Annotated in this window: 24 protein-coding genes; 11 read left to right on the forward strand and 13 right to left on the reverse strand. The window is 52.7% G+C overall.

Annotation, left to right across the window (positions count from 1 at the left end):
* Positions 1–142: 142 nt before the first annotated feature.
* Both AC0L6S_RS13100 and AC0L6S_RS13105 read left to right on the forward strand, forming a co-directional pair.
* On the forward strand, positions 143–1,591 hold the full coding sequence (locus AC0L6S_RS13100; protein ID WP_473424431.1) for an AlkA N-terminal domain-containing protein: 1,449 nt from the start codon (positions 143–145) through the stop codon (positions 1,589–1,591).
* On the forward strand, positions 1,588–2,058 hold the full coding sequence (locus tag AC0L6S_RS13105) for a methylated-DNA--[protein]-cysteine S-methyltransferase (RefSeq protein WP_473424432.1): 471 nt from the start codon (positions 1,588–1,590) through the stop codon (positions 2,056–2,058). Before AC0L6S_RS13100 ends, AC0L6S_RS13105 begins: the two co-directional genes overlap by 4 nt.
* A 46-nt stretch (positions 2,059–2,104) precedes the next feature.
* Here AC0L6S_RS13105 and AC0L6S_RS13110 read toward each other — a convergent pair whose 3' ends face one another.
* On the reverse strand, positions 2,105–2,389 hold the full coding sequence (locus AC0L6S_RS13110; RefSeq protein WP_473424433.1) for a DUF465 domain-containing protein: 285 nt from the start codon (positions 2,387–2,389) through the stop codon (positions 2,105–2,107).
* A gap of 57 nt (positions 2,390–2,446) precedes the next feature.
* Positions 2,447–3,313, reverse strand: a complete 867-nt coding sequence (locus tag AC0L6S_RS13115) for a 3'(2'),5'-bisphosphate nucleotidase CysQ family protein (protein ID WP_473424434.1) — start codon at positions 3,311–3,313, stop codon at positions 2,447–2,449.
* A 118-nt stretch (positions 3,314–3,431) separates the two neighbouring features.
* Between AC0L6S_RS13115 and yrfG the strand changes: the two genes are divergently transcribed.
* From yrfG to dxs, 3 genes are all read left to right on the forward strand, one after another.
* Positions 3,432–4,097, forward strand: coding sequence for a GMP/IMP nucleotidase (gene yrfG / locus AC0L6S_RS13120; protein WP_473424436.1), 666 nt, complete (start codon positions 3,432–3,434; stop codon positions 4,095–4,097).
* Positions 4,094–4,498 carry an RNA-binding S4 domain-containing protein gene (locus AC0L6S_RS13125; protein WP_473424437.1) on the forward strand — a complete coding sequence of 135 codons (405 nt, stop codon included), beginning with the start codon at positions 4,094–4,096 and terminating at the stop codon, positions 4,496–4,498. The genes yrfG and AC0L6S_RS13125 overlap by 4 nt, the downstream gene beginning before the upstream one ends.
* Before the next feature lie 111 nt (positions 4,499–4,609).
* Entirely contained in the window at positions 4,610–6,565 is a 1,956-nt protein-coding gene (dxs, locus tag AC0L6S_RS13130) for a 1-deoxy-D-xylulose-5-phosphate synthase (protein WP_473424438.1), read from the forward strand.
* 56 nt (positions 6,566–6,621) lie between these two features.
* Here the strand turns inward: dxs and AC0L6S_RS13135 are convergent, their stop codons facing one another.
* A complete protein-coding gene (locus AC0L6S_RS13135) occupies positions 6,622–7,809 on the reverse strand; it encodes a glycosyltransferase (protein ID WP_473424439.1) in 1,188 nt (395 codons plus the stop codon).
* A gap of 201 nt (positions 7,810–8,010) precedes the next feature.
* Between AC0L6S_RS13135 and AC0L6S_RS13140 the strand changes: the two genes are divergently transcribed.
* Positions 8,011–9,219, forward strand: a complete 1,209-nt coding sequence (locus tag AC0L6S_RS13140) for an IS256 family transposase (protein ID WP_473424440.1) — start codon at positions 8,011–8,013, stop codon at positions 9,217–9,219.
* Between the two features lie 382 nt (positions 9,220–9,601).
* Here the strand turns inward: AC0L6S_RS13140 and AC0L6S_RS13145 are convergent, their stop codons facing one another.
* Together AC0L6S_RS13145 and AC0L6S_RS13150 are read right to left on the reverse strand one after the other, a co-directional pair.
* Positions 9,602–10,306, reverse strand: a complete 705-nt coding sequence (locus AC0L6S_RS13145) for a glycosyltransferase (protein ID WP_473424441.1) — start codon at positions 10,304–10,306, stop codon at positions 9,602–9,604.
* A gap of 423 nt (positions 10,307–10,729) precedes the next feature.
* Complete coding sequence (locus AC0L6S_RS13150) at positions 10,730–11,851, reverse strand: UDP-galactopyranose mutase (protein ID WP_473424442.1); 1,122 nt, start codon at positions 11,849–11,851, stop codon at positions 10,730–10,732.
* A 239-nt stretch (positions 11,852–12,090) separates the two neighbouring features.
* On the opposite strand from AC0L6S_RS13150, the gene AC0L6S_RS13155 reads away from it, so the two are divergent.
* Positions 12,091–13,557: a glycosyltransferase gene (locus AC0L6S_RS13155; RefSeq protein ID WP_473424444.1), complete on the forward strand. Its 1,467-nt coding sequence runs from the start codon at positions 12,091–12,093 to the stop codon at positions 13,555–13,557.
* 85 nt (positions 13,558–13,642) lie between these two features.
* Positions 13,643–15,664: an HAD family hydrolase gene (locus AC0L6S_RS13160; protein ID WP_473424447.1), complete on the forward strand. Its 2,022-nt coding sequence runs from the start codon at positions 13,643–13,645 to the stop codon at positions 15,662–15,664.
* A gap of 112 nt (positions 15,665–15,776) precedes the next feature.
* Here the strand turns inward: AC0L6S_RS13160 and AC0L6S_RS13165 are convergent, their stop codons facing one another.
* From AC0L6S_RS13165 to AC0L6S_RS13185, 5 genes are all read right to left on the reverse strand, one after another.
* Complete coding sequence (locus AC0L6S_RS13165; RefSeq protein ID WP_473424448.1) at positions 15,777–16,712, reverse strand: hypothetical protein; 936 nt, start codon at positions 16,710–16,712, stop codon at positions 15,777–15,779.
* Complete coding sequence (locus AC0L6S_RS13170) at positions 16,699–17,421, reverse strand: polysaccharide deacetylase family protein (RefSeq protein ID WP_473424449.1); 723 nt, start codon at positions 17,419–17,421, stop codon at positions 16,699–16,701. The genes AC0L6S_RS13165 and AC0L6S_RS13170 overlap by 14 nt, the downstream gene beginning before the upstream one ends.
* A 65-nt stretch (positions 17,422–17,486) precedes the next feature.
* On the reverse strand, positions 17,487–18,317 hold the full coding sequence (locus AC0L6S_RS13175; protein ID WP_473424450.1) for an FkbM family methyltransferase: 831 nt from the start codon (positions 18,315–18,317) through the stop codon (positions 17,487–17,489).
* On the reverse strand, positions 18,317–19,177 hold the full coding sequence (locus AC0L6S_RS13180) for a sulfotransferase domain-containing protein (RefSeq protein ID WP_473424451.1): 861 nt from the start codon (positions 19,175–19,177) through the stop codon (positions 18,317–18,319). Before AC0L6S_RS13180 ends, AC0L6S_RS13175 begins: the two co-directional genes overlap by 1 nt.
* Positions 19,174–20,538: an oligosaccharide flippase family protein gene (locus AC0L6S_RS13185; protein WP_473424452.1), complete on the reverse strand. Its 1,365-nt coding sequence runs from the start codon at positions 20,536–20,538 to the stop codon at positions 19,174–19,176. The genes AC0L6S_RS13180 and AC0L6S_RS13185 overlap by 4 nt, the downstream gene beginning before the upstream one ends.
* Before the next feature lie 306 nt (positions 20,539–20,844).
* Between AC0L6S_RS13185 and AC0L6S_RS13190 the strand changes: the two genes are divergently transcribed.
* The 3 genes from AC0L6S_RS13190 (at position 20,845) to AC0L6S_RS13200 (ending at position 23,435) form a co-directional block, all read left to right on the forward strand.
* A complete protein-coding gene (locus tag AC0L6S_RS13190; protein WP_473424453.1) occupies positions 20,845–22,002 on the forward strand; it encodes a glycosyltransferase in 1,158 nt (385 codons plus the stop codon).
* A 270-nt stretch (positions 22,003–22,272) separates the two neighbouring features.
* Positions 22,273–22,527 carry an exodeoxyribonuclease VII small subunit gene (locus AC0L6S_RS13195; RefSeq protein WP_473424454.1) on the forward strand — a complete coding sequence of 85 codons (255 nt, stop codon included), beginning with the start codon at positions 22,273–22,275 and terminating at the stop codon, positions 22,525–22,527.
* The gene (locus AC0L6S_RS13200) at positions 22,524–23,435 is read left to right on the forward strand and encodes a polyprenyl synthetase family protein (protein ID WP_473424455.1); all 912 of its coding nucleotides are present in this window, start codon (positions 22,524–22,526) and stop codon (positions 23,433–23,435) included. The genes AC0L6S_RS13195 and AC0L6S_RS13200 overlap by 4 nt, the downstream gene beginning before the upstream one ends.
* Before the next feature lie 34 nt (positions 23,436–23,469).
* On the opposite strand, the gene ribA is transcribed toward AC0L6S_RS13200, so the two are convergent.
* The 3 genes from ribA to AC0L6S_RS13215 all read right to left on the reverse strand — a co-directional run bounded on the left by ribA (position 23,470) and on the right by AC0L6S_RS13215 (position 25,304).
* Complete coding sequence (gene ribA, locus AC0L6S_RS13205) at positions 23,470–24,066, reverse strand: GTP cyclohydrolase II (protein ID WP_473424456.1); 597 nt, start codon at positions 24,064–24,066, stop codon at positions 23,470–23,472.
* A 66-nt stretch (positions 24,067–24,132) separates the two neighbouring features.
* On the reverse strand, positions 24,133–24,783 hold the full coding sequence (locus tag AC0L6S_RS13210) for a retropepsin-like aspartic protease family protein (protein WP_473424457.1): 651 nt from the start codon (positions 24,781–24,783) through the stop codon (positions 24,133–24,135).
* 20 nt (positions 24,784–24,803) lie between these two features.
* Positions 24,804–25,304 (reverse strand): phosphatidylglycerophosphatase A family protein, encoded by a 501-nt coding sequence (locus AC0L6S_RS13215; protein ID WP_473424458.1) that lies wholly within the window; start codon positions 25,302–25,304, stop codon positions 24,804–24,806.
* Positions 25,305–25,313 lie beyond the last annotated feature (9 nt).

Consider the following 25,313-nt stretch of genomic DNA (forward strand, 5'->3'; position numbering starts at 1 on the left):
CGTTCCAATGCGATCGATATCAGACAGCTGGTATCGGCCGGACATTCTAGACCCCTGTCGCCAAAAATCCAGTGTCTGATGCCCAACAGTGCAGGGCCGTTTTTGACTAGTACCAATAGGTACAGGGCGCTATATTGCCATCATGAACAGCGATACCAACGACCTTTCCCGCGCCCGCGCGCCAGGCCGCGACAACCTCCCAGAGCCCGATGTGTGTCGGCGGGCGCGGCTGTCGCGGGATGCCCGCTTTGACGGTGAGTTTTACTTCGCTGTCCACACCACTGGCATCTACTGTCGGCCGATTTGTCCGGCGCGCCCTCCATCGGAGAAAAATGTTAGTTACTTCAGAAGTGCCACCCTGGCAGCCCAGGCCGGATTTCGGCCCTGCCTGCGCTGTCGCCCGGAGTGCGCTCCCGACAGCCCCGCCTGGAACGGCACCTCCACCACCGTGCAGCGCGCCCTGCAGCTGATTGGGCAGGGCGCCCTCAACAGCGGTTCTATCGGCGAACTGGCAGAGCGAATGGGTATCGGTGAGCGCTACCTGCGCAAATTGTTTGAGCGGGAGGTGGGCGTATCACCCACGGCTCTGGCGCAGAATCAACGCCTGTTGTTTGCCAAAAAATTGTTGGCCGAGACACCACTTTCGATCACCGAGATCGCTTTCGCCTCCGGCTTTGGCAGCCTCAGGCGCTTCAACAGCGCCGTACAACAGCAGTTCGGTATGCCGCCGCGAGCCCTGCGCAGTCAGCAGAAACCAAAAACGCCCAGCGTCAGTCTCGCACTGCAACTTCACTATCGCCCCCCCTATGACTGGGATGGCGCGGTCGATTTTTACGCTCGCCACGCTATCAGCGGCATAGAGACGGTCACCCCCGAAAGCTACCAGCGTAATATCATGCTTGGGGGAGCTGCCGGCAGTTTTACAATCCGCCCTCTGGCGGGGAAAAACGCGCTGCAACTGGAACTGCAACTGGCGGACCACCGGCACATCATGCCTGCAGTCGCTCGCATCAGGCGGATGTTCGACCTGGATGCCAACCCAGCAGCCATAGACCATGTGCTTGGGCAGGACCAGCGACTGGCACCTTTGCTGGAGCGTTTTCCCGGCATACGGGCCACCGGTTACTGGTCGCTTTATGAGGCTTCGATACGCGCCATCGTCGGCCAGCAGGTCAGCACACAGGCCGCGCGAAGCATACTGGGACGGCTGGCTGTGGCGTCAGGGCACGACTCCGGGAGCATAACATTCCCTGCCGCGGCGGCCGTTGCCGCATTGGGCGACGAGCATTTTCCAATGCCCGGCAGGCGACGCGAGACGCTACGCGCACTGTGTCTCAACTGCAGTGGCCGAGAGGATAAGCTCGACATTGACGCGCTGGCTGCCCTGAAGGGCGTGGGACCATGGACCATAGCGATGGCCAGCTTACGCGGCCTTGGACACCCGGACACATTCCCCCAGAAGGACCTCGGTCTGGAGAAGGCCTGGGCGCAGTTGCCCGGCCCCGATATCAACCTGCATGAAAAGGCGGCGCAGTGGCGCCCCTGGGGTAGCTATGCAGCCAACCTGCTCTGGAGGAGCCTGAGCCTATGAACTTTCAGTATATGGAATCCCCCATCGGTTTCCTGAGACTGGTCTCCAACGGCCACAAACTGCTGAGAATCGAATTCGAAGGCCAGTATCACGCGAACGATGCAGCCTGCGAGCGCAGCGATGCTGTGCTCGCTGCCAGCGCCGAGCAACTGGCGGAGTATTTTGCGCGACGCAGGCAGCACTTTGAGCTCCCGCTGAACGCAGACGGCACACCGTTTCAGCAATCTGTCTGGGATAAGCTGGCGGAAATACCCTACGGGGAACTGCGCAGCTATCGGGATATAGCACAATTAATCGGCAATCCGGCCGCGGTGCGGGCGGTGGGAGCCGCCAACGGCCGCAATCCCCTGCCGATCGTGGTGCCCTGTCACCGCGTGATTGGCAGCAATGGCTCACTCACCGGCTTCGCGGGGGGGCTGGAGACCAAGATGTTTCTATTGCAGTTGGAAGGGGCGCTGAGCGGCTGACTGCTCAAACCAGGGACCTGAGTAGTAGAACGGGGTAATAAGGCCCTCAGGCGTTAAGATCGGGGATCATTTCATCCTTCAGCCGCGTTATCGCGTCCTTCAGGAGCAGTTTTTCTTTCTTCAGGCGCTGCAGTAGAATCTGGTTCTGGTAGGGGTAGCTGTGTAACTCATTGATTTTGCCATCCAGCGCCCGGTGCTTTTTCTGAAGATCCAGCAAACGCATTGCCGGCGTCACCAACTCATTGGCCGCTTCGTCGTTTCCGTCGGTACCGTTTTCAGGTGGCTCATTCATCGCGCAACCAGTACTACCCTTGAAGTTATAGGCAGACACAACTCTATACCCTGATGGATTACCGGCACAAGCCTGACTGTCGTCCCTGTGACGCGTCTACGCAAAATTTACCTTCAGCAATTGCGACCACAGCGGGTGGCCGGCATCCGCCACCCCATAAAAAGGGGGGCTGAGCAGGGATTCGCCACAATTATAGCGCAACGGCTTGCCATCCAGCCCCAGCAAGCACCCGCCGGCAGCTTCCAGCACCGCCTGTCCCGCCGCTGTATCCCATTCACAGCAGGGCGAGAACCGCGGGTATAAATCGCCATGCCCTTCTGCCATACGTGAAAACTTTAGTGCGCTGCCCATGTTGCTTCTGCATACGGCGGGGCCCCACTGCTCTTGCAGCCAGGCCAGGCAAGCCTTGAAACGGGGCCCACGGTGCCGCCGGCTGGCCAACACTGTCAGTTCGTCGGCCGCCTGCAGCGACCGCGTGGCCAGATCAGTGGAGGTCCAGCTACCGTCTCCAGCATAGGTATATCGCTGCGCCAGTACGCCGGGGATACCGACATAGGCGACCTTCTCCAATGGGAGATACAGGATACCAAACACCGGATTGTGGCCGTCTATCAGGGCGATATTGATGGTGAATTCGCCAGTTCTTTCCAAAAACTCGCGCGTGCCATCAAGCGGATCAATCAGCCAAAAGCGTTGCCAGTCGCGACGCTGCCTAATCTCGGCCGGCGTCGACTCCTCCGAAAGGACCGGCAGGGAGGCGTCCAGCGATTCAAGGCCTGATAGCAATAGATGGTGCGAGGCGAGGTCGGCACGGGTCAGCGGTGAATCGTCGTCCTTGGCTTCATAATCGCCCGCGGCGGGACGGGAATAATGCTCGCAGATTGCGTCGCCCGCCACCCGAGACAACGTGAGCAACGGCTCTACCCAGCCCCGAAGTTCCTGCACATCCATATTTGCATTCATGCGCCCCAATATACCACCACCGCGCCCCTGAGAGCGTCGGTCGTTCCACCAAAGTGGAAAAAAGCATAAACTTGTCGATCGCCACTGCCTTGCCGACAGAGGGTTCGAGGGATAAACCATGATCGACTGGGATTGTATCGATACCGTACTGCTGGACATGGATGGTACGCTGCTGGACCTGCACTTTGACAACTACTTCTGGACTGAGCACCTACCACGCGTCTACGCCGAGAAGCATCAGATCACGGAAGCGGAATCGAGCGATCGCCTGCACGGCACACTGAGCGCCGAACAGGGGACGTTGCAGTGGTATTGCCTGGACCATTGGTCGCAGCGCCTCGATATGGACATTCCCGCGCTAAAGCAGGAGCTGCAGCATATGATCAGTATCCGCCCCTACGTCACCGAGTTTCTTACCCAGCTCCACGCCAGCAGCCGGGACGTGCTCATGGTCACCAATGCCCACCGGAAAACGCTCGACCTGAAGATGGAGAATGTCGATATCATCAACTGGTTTGATCGCGTGGTGATCTCACACGACCTGCACGCCCCCAAGGAAGACCAGAATTTCTGGATCAGGCTGCAGGACATGCACCCTTTTGACCCGGAGCGCACACTGTTGATCGACGACACTGAGGCGGTACTGGCCAGCGCACAGGAATACGGCATCGCCCACCTGTTGACCCTGCTGCAACCAGACAGCCGGCGTGACAAGCGGCTGGAAACCCGGTTTCCGGGCTTCCACCATTTTGACGAGATCATGCCCGGCGGAGCGCAGGGATGAGCCAACACCCGGATCAACCGGCCAAAGTACGCCTCGATAAATGGTTGTGGGCGGCGCGTTTCTTTAAAACACGCAGCCTCGCCAAGGCGGCGATCGACGGCGGCAAAGTGCATCTGGCAGGACAGCGGGTGAAGGTATCGAAGGAGATCATCGTCGGTGACATGCTGCAGATACGCCAGGGCTTCGATGAGAAAGTGGTAGAAGTCATGCAACTCAGCGACCAGCGCCGCGGCGCGCCCGAGGCACAGCTGCTGTATCGGGAAACAGCCGACAGCCTGGCCAAACGCGAAGCCCAGGCGCTGGCGCGCAAGGCCGCTGGCGGCATGATAGATCGCCCGGCGCACCGCCCCAACAAGCAGCAACGCCGCCAGATCCACCGTTTCAAGAACGCCAGAGACTAGCCGGGGCCTCCCTTGGGACCGCTCCCCGGCTACGTCGGGCGCAGTTCGACCTGGCCAGAGAATCAAATCTCTATCACTACTTTTCAGCCAAGATGCGCTAGAATCCCATCCATGCTGTCGGATATCCCTGTCATCCCACCTGATACCCCCCTACTGAGCAGAGTCAATCAGGGGCTGTCCCTGCACGATCTGGACACCGCGGAACTGGTGCAATTGGCCGAGGAACTGCGGGCCTTCCTGCTGTACAGCGTGGGCCAGACCGGCGGCCATTTTGGCGCAGGCCTAGGCGTGGTCGAGTTAACCGTGGCCCTACACCATGTCTACAACACGCCGCAGGACCGTATCGTGTGGGATGTGGGCCACCAGACCTACCCTCACAAGATTCTCACCGGTCGCATGTCGCAGATGGGTAGCATGCGCCAGGCTGACGGGCTGGCTGGCTTCCCCAAACGGGCCGAGAGTGAATACGATGCCTTTGGCGTGGGCCACTCCTCCACCAGCATCTCTGCCGCTATGGGTATGGCACTGGCGGCAAAACAGCTGGGCATCAACCGCAAAGTCGTCGCTGTTATCGGCGATGGCGCGATCACCGGGGGCATGGCCATAGAGGCGCTCGCCCACGCCGGCCACGAGCGGCCCAATATGCTGGTGATCCTGAACGACAACCAGATGTCGATAGGCCACAACACCGGCGGGCTGGCGACCTACTTCGCCAAAATATGGGCCAGCAAGTTCTATATTTCCATGCGCGAAGGTTCCAAACGGGTACTCGAGAAGATTCGGCCCGCCTGGGAGCTCGCCAAACGCACAGAAGAACATATGAAGGGCATGGTCGCGCCCGGCACGCTGTTTGAGGAGCTGGGCTTTCACTACATCGGCCCGCTCGACGGCCACGACCTGCCCGGACTCATCCAGACACTGGAAAACATGAAGGACCTCGAAGGTCCACAGTTCCTCCATATACGCACGATGAAGGGCAAGGGCTTCCAGCCAGCAGAGCGCGACCCGGTGGGCTATCACGCCGTCAACAAGATCGAGGCCAAACCCAAGGGCCCACAGCCCGCACTGCCCGCCGCCAAGCCAAAAGGCCCCAAATATCAGGATGTCTTCGGCCGTTGGTTGTGTGATATGGCGCTGCGTGACAAACGTCTGGTAGGCATCACGCCCGCCATGTGCGAGGGCTCTGGCATGGTGGATTTCGCCAAGCGCTTCCCCGATCGCTACTACGATGTTGCCATCGCCGAACAGCACGCACTGACACTGGCAGCCGGCATGGCCTGCGATGGACTCAAACCTGTGGTAGCCATTTACTCCACCTTCCTGCAACGCGGCTACGACCAATTGATTCACGATATCGCCCTGCAAAACCTCGATGTGACATTCGGGATCGACCGCGCTGGCCTGGTCGGGCAGGACGGCCCGACACATCACGGCGCATTTGACCTGAGCTTCCTGCGCTGTATCCCCAATATGGTGATCGGTGCACCCGCCGATGAAAACGAATGCCGCCAGATGCTGTACACCGCTTACCAGTATCCGGGCCCTGCCGCCATTCGCTATCCCCGCGGGACCGGGCCGGGTGCGATCGTGCATGAAGCCATGTCGGAGCTGCCCATAGGTGAGGCGGTGGAAGTGCGCAGTGGCAAAGGGGTTGCCATTCTAAGCTTTGGCGCACTGCTCTCGGAGGCAATAGCCGCTGCTGATCAGCTGGATGCGACTGTCGTCGATATGCGCTGGGTAAAACCACTGGATGAGAAGATTGTGCTGGCGATCGCACAGCGCCATACCCTACTCGTCACCCTGGAAGAGAACTCGATTGCCGGCGGTGCCGGCGCGGCAGTGAATGAATTCCTCGCCGCGCAGGGCCTGTCACCAGCCATTCTCAATCTGGGTATACCCGATGAGTTTATCGAGCATGGGGACCAGGTGAGCCAGCGGGCGGGGGTGGGGTTGGACGCAGAGAGCATCATCCAACGTATCACGGCACGACAGGCACTGGAGAGTAAAAACGCCTCTCCCGTCCTGAATTTCAGCTCGACAGTAGAAGTATCCGGTACGCGCACATAACGCATTAGTTGGCGGCATGGCGCAAGATTATCCGCAGAGTGACTGCTCTCTATAGCTCAAATCAACTCAGAGAAAATTCGATGGTAACGCTGCGCTGCCTCAACCCAGTCAAATTTTTTCACCACACTTTCTCTACCCACTTTAGCAAGCCGACAACGTAAGTCCTCACTATCCAGCAGCGCTCGCAGGCTCTCGGCAAGTGCATCGGCGTTACCCACCTCAAAGAGCAGCCCATTCTCACCATGATCGACGATATCATGAAGGGCGGGCAGCTCTGACGCTATCAATGCACACCCGCACCCCATAGCCTCAATTGCGACCAACCCCAGCCCCTCCTGATCGCCACTGGCAGCCACAACAGACGGAACAACGGCTATTGCGTGCTTATTCAGCATACGGGGGATATCCGTATTGGGAACGGCGCCCATAAACTCCACCGCCTCGCTGATTGCGAGCCTCTCAGCTTGATCCCCCAACGTGATACCCGAAGGACCGTCTCCAATTATCCGCAATCTCAACAGTGGGTAATCGCGATGCAGCTTTGCAAAGGCGTCCAATAGAATCTCCACGCCCTTCTTCTCAACCAGGCGCCCCACAAAAACAATATCCCGTCGCTGATCGTCCAGAACGCCAGGAACAAAACGCTGCTGCAAATCCACGCCCATGGGCCCAACTCGAATGTCTAAACCGCTTACAAGCGAGCGAAGATCACCTGCCATCGCCTGACTGACAACAGTAACAACATTGCTTGTTTCATATACCTTACGCTTCAAATAGCCAAATCCAGCACCATTCAAACCATACACATCACCGCCATGAGAGGTGACAAGCAAAGGTATCCTCGGGCGGAGCACTTTCAAAACGGCGGCCACAATGCCCTGTGGTATCACCCAATGAGCATGTACAAGCGCGACATTATACTTGTTCGACAATTTGTAAGCGCTAATAAGCTGAGACGCCAAAAAAAAGGGAAGTAGCAATAGAGTCCAGGGAAAGCGCTGGATGTTTGCCAGCATTCCACCGTTGTACGCGAGCCGCTCCAGCTTTGAAAAGCCATACCGAAAGCGATGAACACTCACGCCATCGAGGACCTCATACGGCAAGGCTCCTGCGCAATGGGGCGCAAGCACGTGAACATCATAGTGAGATTCAAGCCGCCGGGATAACTCGTGGACAAAACCGGGCTCAACATCATCCGGCCAGCGCGGGTACGTAGAGGTAAGGACCAGAACTGTGGGTTTCACAAGGATTTGGTTGCTCTATCGACAAACATTCCCAGCGATAGTGCCCTGTTTATAGCGAAAAATCATTCCCAATTACGGATTTTTGTACAAGTAATCCGATAACGTAAATTATATTTCGCACATTTTTTGAAGGGGGTGGCCCCGGTTTGTTAAAACTGTAATCGCCAAACCACAGTAACGAACCCAATGAGGACCACCCAAATGAACGATAGCACAAAGTCATTGAGCAAAGTGATACGCATCGACGAGAGCGAGATCCGTGGGCACCTGGATGAGATGGTCCGGGGCACCGTAGAGGAGACCCTGAACGCCATGCTGGATGCAGAGGCAGACGAGATGTGCAACGCCCAACGCTACGAGCACTCACCGGATCGTATTGATACGCGCGCAGGTAGCTACAAACGCAAACTGCATACCAAGGCCGGGGAGGTCGAGGTTAAGATGCCCAAGCTGCGGAAGCAGACCTTCGAGACGGCCATTATCGAGCGCTACCGACGCCGGGATATTTCTATTGAGGAAGCTATCGTCCAGATGTACCTCGCGGGCGTCTCCGTCCGTCGAGTCGAGGATGTCACCGAAGCCCTGTGGGGCACCAGGGTCTCCTCCGGCACGGTTTCCAACCTCAACAAGAAGGTCTACAAGCATATCGAGCGCTGGCGCACCCAGGAGATCGAAGGCAAGTTCGCCTACGTCTACCTGGACGGCATTGTGCTCAAGCGCAGCTGGGGCGGCGAGATCAAGAACGTCTCCGTCCTGGCGGCCATCGGGGTCGATAGTGACGGCTATCGGCGCATTCTGGGCGTTTCAGAGGGACACAAGGAAGACAAAGCAGGCTGGCTGGGCTTCCTTAAGGAGCTTAAACAACGTGGCCTTACTGGCGTCCGGCTGATGATTTCCGATGCCTGTCTGGGGTTGGTCGAGTCGATTTCCGAGGTGTTCCCGGACGTGGATTGGCAGCGCTGCGCGGTCCACTTCTATCGCAACGTGTTCTCCCATGTGCCCCGTGGCAAGATACGAGAGGTGGCAGCTATGCTAAAAGCGATTCACGCTCAGGAGAGTCGAGATGCAGCGGAGAGCAAGGCCAAAGATGTCGTCATCAAGCTGCAGGGCATGAAGTTGAAAGCGGCTGCTGAGTTGGTCGAGAAATCGATCCATGAAACCTTCGCCTACTTTGCCTATCCACCTCAACACTGGCTGAAGCTCAAAACCAACAATCCCATGGAGCGGCTACTCAAGGAAGCGAGGCGGAGAACCAAAGTTGTCGGTGCCTTCCCTGATGGGAACTCTGCTCTGATGCTTGTGGCAGCCAGGTTGCGGCACGTCTCCAGCACTACGTGGGGAACCCGCAAGTACATGAATATGCAACTTCTCAACGAGATGGATCAGGAGGCCATCTATTCGGTAGCATGACCAGGGACCGGGAAGCCCCCGAGAAAAAAGTGCGAAAAAATATTTACACTACCAGTAATCCCGTTTCAATGAGCAACCCGGAGGCGGTCAGTTCCAAAACACCTTTCTGGCTGTACACCTACGGCAAGATGGCCAGTACACTGTCGTACCTGCGGAGCCTGAATCTCGCAATTGAAAAGGGCCCTGTAGATCATCGACTCGTCATAGTCAGCCCTAGCACCAGATGGCCAACACCAAAGCAGCCTCACGCAGCACACCTAAATGCGGAGATTATACAGCGAATGCCCAACAGTTTAGGTGGTCGAGCTACAATGAAAGTATGCGGTAAATGATCGACAATCTCTCATGACACTGGATCACAGCAGCCTACAGCCCACTGTACTCACGGAGATACTATAAACTTACCCAACGCTTCTGCCTGATCTTCCCACGTGGGAATATGAACCGAATTGATACACTTTGCCTTTAGCTGATGGATGACAGTACTGGCAAGACTGTCCGACGACTGCGCCTCATAGCGGGCCTCTGGAACCTCATCGAACAACATCGCCAGTGCACCGACATTAGCCGCAGCCACAGGTACCCCGCAAGCAAGAATTTCATAGGCCTTCTGCGGAAACGCAAAGTACCCAAAACGGGTGTTGGAAAGTGCCACTATCGCAACATCCATTGCACTGAAGAAATATGGCATGTGTTGATGCGGCAGTGCTCCAAGGAATTCAACATTCGGGAGGTCTGGCAGCGGGCAATCCTTGCCCGGTTTACCTGCAACGACAAAAACCACTTCCGGCACCTGCGCTGAAATCTTTGCAAAGGAACTGAAAACCACATCCGCACCATGAAGCACATTCAAGCCGCCGCATATACCCACCAGTTTCTTACCCTCAAACCGGTTGAGCTGAAGCAGTGCTCGACTTTGAGCCTTGTCTCTGGGATAAAAGAGTTGCGAGTCTATTGTGCTCTCGAGTATCAGTACGTTTTTCCCGGGATACTCTTCCTCTATATGTCGCCCCAGGGTACGACTGACCGTGCAGATACCATCTGCCTCCTGAAGTGCTCGGGAGTACAGCTTCTTTATACCGGGCACTCTCGCCAGACCAAATGTTGAATAGTCATCATACAAATCGACAAAAAATCGGGTCTTAAAACAACGCGAGATTAACCACCCGAGAACGACGTGTACACAATCCGAGCTGGCGATCACACACTGTGGCCTGAACTGTCTTAAATGAGACACCAGTGCAAAAAGCCATCCTGTAAAAAGGCTTCTCGGCAGACTGTATCTGCGCCAGGTATTTTGCAAATCGAGACTAACTGGAGCTTTCTTACGCAGGTGATAATCAAGACATACCGCACTGATCGACAGGCTCTCATGCTTACCAAGAAGATTGGGCAACTCAAACAACCGAGCATACCTGTCTTCTATAACATCATGATTCATGTACCTGCCCTTACACAGCCACAGCACTCTATAAGCAGGTGTCATGTGCCCCCCATATAAAACAACGTGCTATGCACTGGAGGACTCAATAAATTTATTCGCTATCGCAAGACTGTTGGCCACCACCTGATGCATATCATAGTAAATGTACTGACCGCAGCGGCCGATAAAGGTCATATTATCTTTAGACTTGGCTAGCTCCTGATACTGCTTGTAGCGTCGTTGGGGCCAACCATCGATGGTTTTTATCGGATAGTAACGCTCCAGATTGTTTTCCTCGTAGGAACACGGTATCTCGTATGTGACATGGTCACCCGGGCTCCCTCCACAGCCTGGGTACAACGCCCAACTTGTTTTTCGTGTGTACTTACCGGTATCTGTGAAGTTTACTGTAGGGACATCATAGTCAAATTGTTCGTTGAAATGATGATCAAACTTGATGGAGCGATAGGGAAGCGGGCCGAACTTATTCTCAAAATACTCATCAATAGGCATGCTATTAAAAATGTGCGTGTACTGATCTTCCGTGGCCTTGTCGAACTCCGTATTGAGCCGAACTTCAATTTTCTCGTGAGCCAACATTTTTTCTATTAATGGCAGATAACCGTCCTCTGGCATTCCCTGAAATTCATCATCAAAATACTGTGCCTCGTTCCCATACCTCACTGGCAGCCGCGCCACCACGGAGATCGGCATCTCTGCCAGCTTCAACCCCCACATTTTGTAGGTATACCGCCCGAAAAACAGATCTGTAAGCTCGCGGCCATAAATCGAATAGAGGTATTCCTCGGCATTGGCCGGTTGATCGATGGGCTCACGTATGCCTTGTAAGAATTCGCGCATCTCTCTTTCATCAGCGAGTTCTAGCCCAAAATGAATATTCAACGTATCTCTGTTAATTGGCATAGGTGAAGCGACCCCGCCCGGTAAGACAGCGTTGACTACATGGTTGTAGGGCAGCCAACGCGTGAACTGCGAAAGATAGTCAAATACCGGGCGGCTGTTGGTATGGAATATGTGGGGGCCATATTTATGATAGCGCGAGCCAGTCTCAGCATGCACGGGGTCGAATGCATTCCCCGCAACATGGTCTCTTTTATCTATGACCACAACGCTGCCTAATTCGTGTTGCGCCAGCTCTCGAGCTATGACAGACCCGGCAAAACCGGCTCCAACGACAAGAAATTTCATAGATAGCCACTACCTGAGCGAGAAATACCGACTACAAACAGCCATTGCCCGTAGCCGCTACGCGCCAAGAAGTCGCCCTGCAAAACATGCATATAGTCACACTGATCCGCCTAGGGAAATAATATGAAATCATATAAAAACAGACTGTGGAATGATAGATGTTAAACAAATGATGCTATATTAAAATCGCACCGCACCCTACTTTTTTGGCGCGCCGTAGAGTACCCGTAATCAAGCCAATGAAAATCCTCATCTACAGTTGGACTCCCTACCGAGATGATTTACATCGTGGCGGAGGAGCAGCCACCTATATTGATCGTGTCATAGACCGGCTAGCTGAGACCGAACACCATGAGATTGTACACTTATCCTCCGGTACCGAGTTTGAACTCAGCAACCGTGGCGCATATTGTCGTCGGCTTAACGACAAAAATGGCGTCAAGTGTTTCAGTATTGTCAACTCTCCGGTACTCGCACCAGCTCACTTGAATGCCACAAATGCGAGTGTTGCTGTCGCTGACACGACAACTCGAGATTTGCTATCCACACTTTTGGATAAGGAAGGCCCTTTTGACGTTATACATTTCAATAACTTTGAAGGCATCTCGTATCGCGCAATGGAGGTCAAGAAACAGCACCCCAGCACGCGGATAGTTGCCTCACTCCACGACTACTACCCGTTTTGCCCACAGGTAAAGCTATGGAAGAACGGCTCCAGAAACTGCGAGGGTTCTAATGAAGGGAGGGACTGTGTCAACTGTCCGAACACTCGCGCTTCGGCCAGTGCGGTACTTAGAACGAAGAAACTGCTTTCACCGGCAAAGCAACTTGGATTGATGAACGACCGGACCTTGCAAAAGGTTGCTTTGGCAACAGCTCTATATCTGCTGCCGGCGCTCGACAAAAAATCTAGAGCGCAGTCACGCAGGTCAGGCCGCTCATTGGAGAAGACAATATCCAGCGAGGAGGGGCAATTACAAGCCAGCAATTATGGCAGCTATTTAAATGAAACGCGGAGGCTGTTGAACGAATACGCTGACAGCGTACTCGCCGTTTCCAATAGAGTCAGGGATATTGCAGAGGGCAACGGGATTCTTCGTAGCAAATTGTTTACAGAATACATAGGTTCTCGCTACGAACTGTCCAGCGAATACCCGGCTAAGTCGATCAGGGGCGAGAAAATTTGTATTGCGTATCTGGGTTACGCAAGCCATGAGAAGGGCTTTTTCTTCCTACTGGAGTGTCTACGCGCGGTTCCACATCAAATCGCAAAAAAAATACAACTCGTCATTGCTGCTCGTGGCGAGAGTAACTGGATTACCCCCGAAGTAAAAAAACTTGGTGAGCGTTTTCTGTCCTACAGGTATTACAATGGTTACGCACCAGACGCCTTACCTGAGATACTCGCACCAGTTCATCTGGGGCTGGTGCCGGTGCTTTGGGAAGACAATCTGCCGCAGGTCGCATTGGAGTTTGTTGGCCACGGCATCCCTGTACTCACGTCCAACCTAGGCGGCGCACAAGAGGTCGGCAATACCGCTAGCTTTGTTTTCGAAGCGGGTGATGTAAACGGCTTCGTAGATCGGCTGACCGATATTCAGGGTAATTATCCACAACTTCGGGAACAGTTCTTTCGTTCACTTCAGAAACCCCCTACAGTGCTTGAACATAATGAACGGCTGCTGCGCTACTATAAGCGGCCATGAATATAAAGTGAACGATAACTGACCATCGCAACCAAGCACGCCGAATAGGCCGATGGCAATGGGTATAAAAGGTTAGATCAAGAAAATGTCTTCAACTATTTACTCGTTCGACGTTTTCGATACCTGCATCACTCGCCCCTATCTTGCACCAACAGACCTGTTTTTCGACCTTGCAAAGCGAACATTGCTAGAAGCCGGACTGGAAGATTCAAAGACAAACATAGATAAGTTACATCATCTCAGGATCAGCGCTGAGCAGGCTGCCCGTCGAACCCACGCAGCCCTTGAGGATATATCACTCGATCACATCTACGCATGCCTGACTGACATGTCTGAAATCGCAGTTGACCCTACGTACATGAAGTCTGCCGAAATCGCACTAGAGCTAGAGGCTTGCTCTCCCATTGCCGCAGTACTGCAGACGGTCACCGACGCCAGGCAACACGGAAAGATCGTGTACATTTCAGACATGTACCTGAGCAGTTCCACAATTCAGAAAATGCTAGAGAAATGTGGGTTCTGGCAAGATGGTGATGCTCTTTATGTATCCAACGAGGTGGGGAAGTCGAAGCACCATAGCTCCCTATTTCACCACGTAGCTAGTGCAGAGGGTGTGAGAACTAAAGATATCAGACACCTCGGCGACAACAGACGGGCCGACGTTAGAATGGCAAAAGTGACTGGTGTCAAAGCACGACTTTATACGGGCGGACAGCTAACCGCATACGAAAACGCCGTCACTGCCAAGTACAGCCACGACAGCGTAAGGGCTTTCATAGGTATCAACCGATGCTTGCGATTACGCGCAGCCGAAAGCGGTAAGTTGCAGCCACATCCATCAGCCTCAGTGGTCCACTCTGTTATCGCTCCTTTTCTAGTGATCTATGTTTCCTGGGTTCTGCAACAGGCTAGAATCGATGGTAGAAAACGGCTCTATTTCGTCTCCCGAGATGCCGAGATATTTTTCAAAATCGCTAGAATTCTCAGCGCCGCCGACGACGCTATCGAATGTCGATATCTCTTTGGATCTCGAAAGGCGTGGTTCGCTCCTTCTATCCAGCGGGGCGACCGGGAAGAGATGAAATGGGCCTATGAGTCAATTATGGCACGCACACCCAAGGCAATTCTTCGAAGACTGGATCTCGACCCAGAAGAGTTTGAAAATTTGCTTTTGCAGAATGAGTTCAACGATGTTAATGAAGAACTCAGTAATAGCAGAACCGAGGAGTTTGTCTCACTACTGGAAACCGACGGGTTGAGGGATTCTGTTCTTGAGCAAGCTGGAATCAATAGAACCCATGTGCTGGGTTACGCAGAAAGAGAGGGATTACTGGACGGCACACCCTGGGCACTTGTTGATATAGGCTGGGTACTGAACTGTCAAGCTGCTTTGCGCCAGATACTCGCAACGAAAGAACCGAGTATAGACGTACAAGGCTACTACCTGGGAGTGACTAAAAACCATTCACCAGTAAGCAGCACTGGGCGTCACAGGGGATACTTTGCGCACTCTAGTGCAGAAGTACCGGGCGAACACTGCGATGATCGAATCTTCCATCTACCTTCAGTCACGGTCCTTGAGCACCTATTCACACCTGCGACCCATGGCACTGTTATTGGATACCAAGCGCACTCTCCATGGGAACCTTTAACCAAGCCAGTCGATGACGACAGTAAGCATCATATCTGGGTAGAGCACCTTCATGGAATGGTGGAAGATCATGCTCGGGCCCTGACTCAAAGCGACATACTCAACGGCAACCTTACTGAACTTATGCCAGCGGCTAACCAGTTACTTCTCAACTTTTTGTTCAACCCGCAAAAGCAGGATGCACAAGCAGTTGCCTGGCTAAAAACCAATGTCGAACAATCCCATTACAAAGAGTACGAGAGAACGCTAGCTAGCGCTCTCTCGATACGCGATCTGCTGGAAATCCTCATCTTCGAAATAACACCGGGGAAGAAACGTTATGCAAACCCGGATCACGTTTGGCTCAATGGATCTGCTGCGCTCTCAGGCCCCATCGTCAGACGTATATTTAAGTTACTCCATGCCATGAAGCACGCTGCAAAGTTAGTGACGCAGAATCATTTGCGACCACAATAAGGCTTACTTACCTACCTATCTATCTATCTATATAAAAACTGCCTTAGGGCGTGACCTATCACTGAATCGTAACGACATTGCGAACGCAGATACTCGAACGATGCCGGGCAATCTACCTACTGTCGCGCGTCCGGTACAAATCCGGGGGCATTGCACCGATACTGGAAGATCCCTCCCTACCCAGAAATCCAAGCATATAGCGCCGGAGCATCTGCAAAAGAAAACCAGAAAAAATCCTCGGACCGATGGCCCAGGCAATGACAACCGATTGATACCACTGATTTCTAGAAAACCGGCGAAGTTGAGTTTGCGAAATACCGGGCTGTACTGACAATCTCTTATACAGATTGTGATCTACCGGCGCCCCCTGATCTTGAGACATAAAAAATTGCTGGGCCGCGCCTTCTAATGCCAATGAACGCGCTCTGTCCTCGTGTCGGCGATAAGCCACAGACAATCTTCGAATATTGACCCAATGGTTTTTAACTTGATCATAGTCGCTATAATCTCGGTCACGCTGCAGCACCTTCGCCGCCTTATGATAGCCAAAAGCATAGGCGTCTGAATCACTCTGACCGAATGCATGCCGCACGACATTCAGTTCCGGAGTCGGGGCGGCCAGCAGCAGTCGATGACCACTAACTATAGGAAAATGGTCTACGAAGAGTTGATCGCTGGATCGCTCCCAACGACATCGGTTGGAAAAAAAATGGACTCCAAAAATACTGGAATCGGTATAGAAATCTTGTACTGTAAGCGATAGATGATCTAGACCCGGATGACATTCAAAATACTGAACAACCCGTTCAATAACGTCGCCTCCTACAAACTCCATATCAGCATCAAGCTTGATGAAGTAATCGTACCTTTCACGCAAGTCCATGAATCTGCCATAAAGCGCTTCATGAGCTTCCTTGTTAGGCAGAAACTCTATCACTTCATGCACTATAGGCTTTAGTGTCTGCGCTTCTACCGAATCCAGACATGCCTGTAGCTCCGCCTCACCCGAGTACAGAGTACCTACATAAACCCTCCTATTCTGATTCATTACCTGACAACTCAGACACAGAGCAACGTGGCAAATTCATTACATTATTGAGCGTTCCTCGGCAGTGAGTTCCATAGCCTTGCCGATAGCCCAGAATAGAGGCCACTTTTTGTGTAAAAAAACTGGTACCTCCATAGGGATACGACAACTTTACAATCTTCCGAGCGAGAATTTTTTCCAGAATAGTTTTAGATTTATAGAGTTCTCTAACAATGTTCCATTTCGATTGAGTGGGCAAGAGGACATGAGAATGCGCGTGTGAACCAACATCGATGAAATCATGGGTGGCTAGCGTTCGCAATGCTTCAGCACTCATAAATCTGGACTTTCGAAATACTGCTCTATCCTTGCAGTTTCGCTCGAAAAACTCACCGACCAACGCCTCTCGAGCAGACCTATTAAGCGGTTTCAACGTCGAGTGAATCTCCCTGAATAACGCCTCCCTCGCTATCACACTATCAATGGCATGCTTCTCGCCCACCAGATCCCACACCTCATCTAAATCAGCCAAAAGATTGGAAACCTCCAATTCATACGGATAGCACTCTTGATTCAGAAAGCCGGTGGTAACAAAAAAAGTGCACGGTATCCTGTACTTTTCCAATAACGGGAGAATATTGATAACCGATTCGTAGCCGTCATCAATAGATAATTCGACTTCGGGCAAATAGCGGCAAATCACCTCTTCTATTTGATCGAGTCTATCCACATTCCATCGCTGAGCCGCGATAGCACCGTCTGATATGGAAGCTTGGACATCATGCAGATATATATTCACAGCGAAAAGAATAGTACTACCGGTCTGGTGGTTCGATTTATGTCAGCAGGAACACCGGGGACGAGGTAGTTGTCGCTGATCTTCCTATACTCATCAACCATATAACACTGATACTGGGGGACGGCAGACATAATACGATCTACAACCATTTCCGGCGTTTTCTCGATTTCAGCCAACTGCGTCGGGTGAATTTCAATCAGTAACTTTGGCCGCGCCTGTGACAGTGTTTGCATCATGCCGCTGAGCGCCTCTAGTTCTGCACCCTCGACATCCAGCTTGATGAAATTGGGGGAAATTTTCATTCTCTCACAAAAGGTATCAATCTTTAAGGTTGTCGAGAACGACATCACTGAAGATTCAACCCTTTTTTGATGAATGGAATTTGTTGTGAGATTACCCTCGATATGCGGCGCAAATGTTACGTAGTCCCCATCAGTATCTGAGACCGCCGCTTGATGGATGCTGATAGGAGCAATATCACAATTCAGTAGTGCAGACTTTTTGATGAGGGGTATGAGCACTGGGTCCAGTTCGAAGGAATGAACTGACCCTTGCGCGGCTAGCTTCGCAGAAAGCACTGAGAAATAACCCTGGTTAGCACCAATATCAAGTACGGTATCGGTAACAGCTACCTCTCGACAGAATAGGTCCGTAACATTGGGTTCATGTTGCTGCCCATGAAGATACCTAGGATAGAACCATTGCTTTGAGACTTCAGAGTCGGTAGCAAAGCGCATCTCATGCCCTGCTGCAAATATACTAAGCTCCGACTTGCTCTGGATCATGTAAGCGGTACGCATTCTTCTTAACTCAGATAATATGCTCATCACAAATCCAGATGCTTCCACTTAGTGAGGTCACGTTGGGTTAATTCTTCCAGGCATGCAATATCTTCAGAGTAGAATTTTTGTATTTCACGCAAAATACTCTCACCCACCGACTGCAGGAACTGGTCTTTATCGGAAAAAATTGGCTGAGCCCTGTTTGTATCTGGCACACTCCGCGCTTTTAACTTCGACGCAATTCCCGCAGGTGTTATGGCGGCGATCACCGACCCAAGCTTGAACCCTGAATCCCTAGCAGCAAAAGGTGCAGCAGCATTTACTTTCTCGTATATCCACTGCGGAACTTCAGTCAATTCAAGCCCGCAAAAATCGAGTATTTCCTGATAGAACGAAACCGGATCGACTTCAAGATCTTCGAAGAAAAGTATCTTGATCTGGCTTTGGTCAAAAAAATCCAAATAGGTGCTGATGTGCCTGAAATACAACCCAGGTTCCAACCAACTAGCAAAGAGATCAAAGTTTCTGAAAACCTCATCAAACGCGTAATTGAATCGGTCTTTTTTCTTCTCGTGCCAGTAGTGTGAGAGCGCTCTATCGATTGGTGACCGCAACGTAAGCATGATACGTGCATCCGGATTGTACTGCGCGATGCGCCTGGCTGATTCTCGACTACGAATATAGGTATATGTCGGATCAAAAACCACTCTTCGTTGTGAAGGTGTGAACTGATTATGATACCAATCCACTTCTCTGTGGTAGAAAAAATCAAAATAGTGGACAGAATCAATGGCAGATGTGGCTACCTGAGGGTGGCCCTGCAGTGCTTTATAGACCCAGGTCGTGGCGGCTTTTTGTGGGCCTATATGGAACACATTCACCAGGAAACTATCGCCTTTATTCATACCCAAAACATATACCCGAGCAATCCGAGATTAACGATCAGAAGTATCAACCAATCATACAGCTTAAGAAAGCGAATTCCCTCATACTGAATTATGAACGTCAGCATTAAATTAAGCGCCAGCAGAGAGGCTAACGTCGCCCATGCCGCCCCCATATTACCGAACCTAGGGATCGCTACCATATTGAGCGACACCATTACCGCGAGCACGAATATTGTCGACATTAGAGTCAGATTAGATCGACCCGACAAAATCAAGTACCTGCCGTTGGGGCCAAAAAAAACCTGGTTAAAAAAGGCTACCGAAAGCACCAGCATAACGCCGTACGACTGCTGATAGTCACCAAACACGGACAGTAAGACTTCACCAAACAACAGATAGCATAGGAGAACCGCTGCCGCGATGATAGCAGAGAAGTTTTTATTTCGGCGATACTGTGAAATGACTTTCTCACCGTCGTTCTGACCCAAATAGTATCGAAACATTGGTGTAAAAAGCGGCCCCAGCAATACATCCCCCGTTTTCACCAGAACTGCGAATAGGGCGGCCACCCGATACTCAGCTATACACATGACAGGCAACAGAATTCCAATCATAAGCAAATCGATTTTTTCCACACCGGTATGCACCAGCTTTGTCGCCATAATTTTGACTGAGTAAGCGTAATCCCCTTTTCCCAGACCGACCTTTTTTTCGAGCTGCGGCAGTGATCTTAGCTGATAAACAAGAGCCGCAATCGTGAAAAAGTTAGGCACCACTATAAACAGGGCAATACTGCGATAATCACCTTGCAAGTAAGTTAGAGTACCAAGCAACAGAACTGCGACAAGATTGGATAGAATGCCGACCTTTATGGTTACAACGACATATTTATTGGCTTGAAGATAGGCAACCAACATGGCGATCACAATGCCAGTCAGCGCGTTCGCCGAGAATAGCACTATCCAGAAAAATGCCGAATAACCAGCGGTGATACCGCGAAACCAGAACCAGGAAACAAGTAGAATTGCCTCCAGCAATAGGGTCGCTACGAAGGCCTGCTTCAACAACCGAACCATCATTGCTTGTCCGACGAGTTGGCCCGCGCTCTCACTGAAATCTGATAGCCTGAAAATCAAGGTACGATCAAAACCCAGAAGACCGACTATTGCTATGTAGGAAAATGCTGTCTGGAAGAAAACAAACTCACCATACCCGTCTTTTCCGAGCAAGCGGTTCAGAAACAATACAACCAAATAACTGGCGCCGAACGCTACTGCATTTTGGACAACGCCCAGGCTAACCACATTCGAATATGATTCTCTGGATCGGAAGCCCGCAAACACGGCCTTAATCTGGCTAATTATTGCGTTCTCTGACAACCTTCAGCCCTGCTAGTACTCTCGAATTGATACGAGAAAAATGATACCCCGGTATGTCAGGACAATGCTCAACGCATTCTTCCGCTCAGCACCGTTACCCGGCCGACTACCAACCGGCGGCGATTTGACGTGTCCCAAATCACTCAAAACTGAGTCTCTTCGGCTAGATAACAATGCTATAATCCGCGCTTTCACGTTTTATATCGGACTAACACATGAAGAACAGCCATTTTCAATCATCGGCTGAACAATTGGAAGCGCCCAAACAGATTCTCACAATAATTCCAACCTCCACCGGAACCTCCTATGGGAGCTAACGGACACGTTAATGAGCCGCGGCGCAAGAAAGTTCTGTGTGTAATAGACAGTCTCGTCGGTGGCGGAGCAGAGAGAGTTCTAAGCAGAGTAGCTTCCGAACTGAACCCAGCTCACTACGACGTCCAAATCGCTCTCACACTGGGAAACACTATCGACGTAGCTCCCGCCGAACACGTCGCTATCATTCCGCTTTTAGAGCAAATACCTGAGAATATTGCCTCCCCTGCAGGTAGTATCAAGCGGCGGCTGGAACAACTGGCGTCCGCCGGCTTCCTGCTCTCACTATTCGATCTCAGCGAGATAAAATTATCCAAGTTCAGATTATTGTCCAACGATATCAGAGACTTCCGCACAATGTCGGTAGTCTTGGGTAGGCACGTACTGAACTGGAAACCGGACTGCATCCTCAGTTTTCTTCCCAATAGCAACCTGATCTGCTTACTTGCCAAGGCATGGTATCGCCTACCAACACCGGTTATTTGTTCTGACAGGAATTACCTTAGCCGCGAAATTCAACGACTTCCATCGACAAAAATAAGATTGCGTGCGATAAATCGACTGTACCCGAAAGCCTTTGCACACGTAGCTGTTACACCGGAAATAGCAGACGACCTGAGCTCGAATTTCGGAATTGCCAAAGACAAGATCCGTGTAATCTTCAATGGTGTCGACATACCAGACCTACCGAATATCAGAGCCACTAACCCCAGTAAGTCATCCGCCCAAGTGGAGTTAATTTCTGTTGGGCGGCTGAACGTACAGAAAGGATTCGACTTATTGTTGGAAGCACTTGGCTCTATCAGAGAGTTGCCCTGGCGACTGACAATATTGGGGGTGGGCGAGGAACGTGAAACGCTGGAACGTATTGCCTGCGTACAGCAGATTGAGGATCGGGTTGAGATGGTCGGATGGAAAGAAAACGTTCGCGATTGGCTCCAGAAGAGCGACATTTTCATACTAAGTTCGCGCTGGGAAGGAATGCCCAACGTTCTTCTGGAGGCAATGGCGTTAGGACTACCGGCAATTGCCACCGACTGCCCGACAGGCCCTCGACTTTTGCTTGACGGTGGAAACGCGGGCCGTCTTGTAGCAAATGAATCCCCAGATGCACTCTCCGTCTGCGATAGCCGATTTGATCAACAGTGAAGACGAAAGAGCTGAGTTGGGTCGCCTAGGGCTAGAGCGCTGCAGAATGTTCTCTATAGAGCATATGGTCAATGAGTTTCAGGTACTTATCGATGAGGCTTGTCAGAGTGCCGAGTAAACCTAGTATCGACCCGGGTGTACGAATTGGGGCACATGGTGTACTCCTCCCAGCTGACAAGCAAAGGTAGACTGCCCCAGCGCGCTTAGTACAATTACCGACCATGAGTATAACGACCACAATTAGTACCCATGAAAAAGAGACTAACGTAGATGACAAAGAAGAAAAGTGCCACCGACAATCTTGATTTCGAATCTACCCTATCAAGGCTCAATGCTATTGTAGAATCCCTCGAGAATGAGGAAGAGACTCTGGATAAATCTCTGGTATTGTTTGAAGAGGGCGTCTCTCTAACACGCAGTGCACAACAGTCGCTCCTAGAGGCTGAACAGAAGGTCAACCTCCTACTTGAACAGCGGAATGCCATGAGCGTCCAGAACTTTGTTGAACCTGAGGATACTGAGTGAATCCTGTTCTCAAAAGGGCTTTTGAAGAGTTTCTTATTCCATTCAATCAAGCAGTTGGTCCTCTATCAGGGCGTGCAGAAGGCAGCACTGAAACATTCCTGAAGCCGTTAGATCAATTGGATCATGCCTCTCGGTATTCAGCAATCAGCGATGGTAAACGAATCAGACCTGCAATCTCATGGTTTGCCTTCAAGGCGATAGGCTCAGCTGAACCACCTCTTGAGCAACACATATTCGTCGCCCTAGAACTCATCCACACCTACTCCCTAATCCACGACGACCTCCCCGCGATGGACGACGACGACCTGCGCCGCGGCAAACCCAGCCTGCACAAGGCCTACGATGAGGCGACGGCCATATTGGTGGGAGATGGGCTACAGGCTCGCGCATTTGAGTTGTTGGCCGATGCACCGGGGCTAAGCGCCGAGCAGCGAATTGCGATGGTGAAGGTGCTGGCGCGGGCAGCGGGGCCGGCCGGTATGGTTGGCGGCCAGTTTATCGATATCCAGGCCACCGATTCCGATATATCGCTGGAACAACTGAAAGCCATGCACTCGCTGAAAACCGGGGCCTTGATTCGCGCCTCACTGGCGCTTGGCGGCATTGCCGCTGGCGCCAGTGAGGCGCAGCTGGCATCACTCGATGACTACGGCACCCATATCGGGCTCGCGTTTCAGGTGGTGGACGACATTCTGGATGTTGAGGGCGATACGGCGACCCTGGGTAAAACGCAGGGCAAGGACAGCGAGGCCAATAAACCGACCTACGTCAAACTGCTGGGGCTGGAGGGGGCAAAAGCCGAGGCGCGGCGGTTGCTCGAAGAGGCGCTGCAGGCATTGCGGGATTTCGGTGAATCGGCCGATTTACTGCGCGATCTGGCGCGCTATATCGTCGAACGGGATCGCTGATAGGCCCTGCCGGGGCTAGCAGTTTTCCCCGGCCTTAATTCCCATGATCAAACATATGCCCGAGCTTGCCGGCCTTGGTCTGCAGGTATTTCTCATTGTGCGGGTTGCTGTCGGTGTGCAATGCGATCCGCTCAGCCACCTGTACACCCTGCTCTTCCATCGCCGCGACCTTGCGCGGGTTATTGGTCATTAATCGTACAGACTGGAGGCCGAGGTGCTCAATCATGGGCCGCAGCATGCTGTAATCGCGCATGTCGGCGCCAAAACCCAACTGCTCGTTGGCTTCTACCGTATCGGCACCGGCGTCCTGTAATTTATAGGCCTTGATCTTGTTGAGCAGGCCGATTCCCCGCCCCTCCTGGCGCAGATAGAACAGCGCCCCGCACCCTTCCTTGGCAATCGCCTCGAGGGCCGCATGCAACTGGTTACCGCAGTCGCAGCGCATGCTGAACAGGGCATCGCCCGTCAGGCATTCAGAGTGGACACGAACCAGCACCGGCTGGCCATTGGCAACATCGCCCATGGTGAGAACGACGTGCTCCTTATTGAATTCGGTATCCTCAAAACCGTGAATATCAAACTCTCCCCAGGCTGTGGGAAGGCGAGAGGATTCTATGAAACTAACAGCCACGCGAGACATCCGTCAGAAAAGGTGCCGTATTCTACCAGTAAACGGCGAAAAGAGGGGGAGCAATGACTAAGGGCTTTTGGAGAGCGACAGGATGCCATTGTGCTCCTGTAGCTTCACATGCCGCAAATAACTCATTCCCAGCAAAATTGTGGTGGGAAATGCGCCATCAACGACCATTGCAGGCACATTATTCACCTCGATCTCGCCCACAGCCACAGATTGCAGGGTGATCGCGTGGGCAGTTGTGCGCCCGCCAGCCGTCTCAACTATTGAGGGCTCGCCGTCTTCGTAGTCGATGCCCAGAACTTGGGCATTGTCAGAGCTGATGGCCATCATGTTGGCGCCGGTGTCCACCAGCACCATAGCGCTACGTCCATTGATGGTGGCGCTGGTCTGGTATTGCATCGACCCGTTCCGCGCGATGGTGACAACCAGTTCGTCCCGCGCCTGATAAGCTGTGCCTACGCGCCGTGTGAGGCCGAGCACCTGAACCCTGCCAGCGATTTCCACGGTGGCTGAGGTGGGCTCTGTCGCCACCAACGTCACACCATCGGCAGCCTCACCCACGCGCAGTGTATGGCGCCGGCCATCGATCATCAGCACAGCGGTTTTACCCAACAGGGCCTCCAGATCAACGGAGCCCTGAGCCAATGCGGTTTGCAGTGTGGCCAGAGACAGGCAGAAACCAAGTGAAATCGCTGCTAATTGCAATACCATAGGTCGTCTCCCGGGAGGCCCTATATCATAAGCATGACGATATGCAGGGTCGCGCAGGCCATCACGCCGGCCAGGATATCGTCCACCATAATGCCAAAACCGCCACCGACCTTGCGGTCGAGCACGCTGATAGGCCAGGGTTTGACGATATCGAAAAATCGAAATGCCACAAACCCGGCGATCACCCAGCCCCACTGTACGGGCACAGCCCACAGGGTAATCCAGAAGCCAACGAACTCATCCCAGACGATGCCGGGATGATCGTGCACCTCAAGCTGACGACTCGCGGCACCGCAGATCCAGATGCCCACCAGCGCGGCCACCAGCACAACAGCACTGTAGTAAGGAAGGCCCCACTGCGCGATCAGCAGATACAGAGGAACCGCCAGGAGTGTGCCGGCAGTACCCGGCGCCTTGGGCGACAAGCCGCTGCCAAAGCCGAATGCCAGGAACTGCACGGGGTGACGCCGAAAGTCCGGCGCGGGATGGCTGACACGCTGCTCGGTGGTCTCTGATGGCATGATCATTCC

The sequence above is a fragment of the Halioglobus sp. D3-4 genome (genome assembly GCF_055809315.1).